Genomic DNA, 1,574 nt, shown 5'->3' with positions numbered 1-1,574 from the left:
CGATGATGCAGAGCACGAGATTGGCGATGCCGATCAGCGGCATCAGCAGCAGGCCGATCAGCACGAAGGCCAAGATCCAGGAGATCACGAACGCGATCAGCACGGTGATCTGGAAGTTCAGCGCTTCCTTGGACTGGTCGACGACGAAGCCCTTGGAAGCGTCGTCCTTGCTCACCAGCCAGATGACCAGCGCGCCGATCGGCCCGGTGATGATGCCCAGCAGGTGCCCCAGCAGCGACATCGTGCGCTGGTCCTGCGGTGCATCGCCCGTGGCCGGCGGCGGAGGTGCTGTGACGTTGTCGAATTCGCTCATCTGGATGATTCCCCGAAAGTGTTGTGGTGGGCGGTCGAGCGCCGCGATCCCCCGCAGCACTCCGCACGCCARGCATAACGGGTAACGATGGCGCCGTCGGCCAGGGTCGCGCAGCCGCGCCCCGTCACTCGCCCGCGACGGTCATCCGGCCGACCAGGACAGAGCCGATGCCGACATGCGAGCGACGATCCACGTCGCGCCCCACCGCCTCGATGCCGGCGAAGATGGCCTTCAGGTTGCCGGCGATGGTGATGCCGTCGACCGGGTAGGCGAGCGTGCCGCCTTCCACCCAGAAGCCGGCCGCACCCCGCGAGTAATCCCCGGTCACGCCGTTCACCCCCTGCCCCATCAGCTCGGTGACCAGCAGTCCCGTGCGCATGCCCGCGAGCAGGTCCTCGAATCCTCCGGCGTTGGCCTGCACCTGCAGGTTGTGGACGCCACCGGCGTTGCCGGTGGTCTGCAGGCCGAGCTTGCGCGCCGAATAGCTTCCCAGCACGTAGCGCTCCAGCACGCCGTCGCGGATCAGATGCGAACGCTTCGTCGCCACGCCTTCGGCATCGAACGCCGCCGAGCGCAGCCCATGCGGCAACAGCGGCAGCTCCTCGATGGCGAACCAGTCCGGGAAGATCCGCTGGCCCACGTGGTCGAGCAGGAAGCTGGCTTTCCGGTACAGCGCGCCCCCCGATACCGCGCCGAGCAGGTGGCCGATCAGCGACCGGGCGACCTCAGCGGAAAACAGCACGGGATATGCACCCGTCGCCAGCGGCCGCGGCTGCAACCTGGAGACCGTGCGTTGTGCTGCCTTGCGCCCGATCGACGTTGGATCGTCCAGTTCCAGATGCGACAACGCCGTGCTGTACCAGCCGTCGCGCTGCATGCCATCGCCCTGTCCTGCGATCAAGGCGCAGCCGATCGTGTGCTGGGTCTCCCGCTCCCTGCCGACGAACCCGTGCGAATTCGCGTACACCGACAGGCTTTCGCCGCTGCCGACGGACGCGCCGTCGGAATTCTCGATGCGCGCGTCGGCCTCGCGTCCCGCCGCCTCGCAGGCCATCGCCAGGTCGACCGCGTGGTCCATCTCCAGCGCCCACGGATGCCAGACGTCGAGGTCGGGGGCATCGGACGCCATCAGCGCCGCATCGGCCAGCCCGGCTGCCTCGTCGTCCTCGGTATAACGGGCGATGGCGCAGGCCTGCGCCACCGTCGCTTCCAGGCTTTCCTCGCGCAGGTCGGCCGTACTGGCGCTGCCCTTGCGCTGCCC

Annotated in this window: 2 protein-coding genes; both read right to left on the bottom strand. The window is 68.3% G+C overall.

Annotated elements, in window-relative coordinates; genetic code table 11:
• Positions 1 to 313, bottom strand: a 313-nt coding sequence (locus tag AC04L7_RS18330; RefSeq protein WP_475513652.1) for a DUF4870 domain-containing protein, incomplete at its 3' end; no start/stop codon positions are given.
• A gap of 124 nt (positions 314 to 437) precedes the next feature.
• On the bottom strand, positions 438 to 1,574 hold a 1,137-nt coding region (pmbA, locus tag AC04L7_RS18325), incomplete at its 5' end, for a metalloprotease PmbA (RefSeq protein WP_475513651.1).

It is taken from the genome of Pseudoxanthomonas sp. LjRoot204_2 (assembly GCF_056175765.1).
The sequence above is the reverse complement of the archived record's forward strand: the minus strand, read 5'-3'. Positions and strand labels throughout refer to the sequence as shown.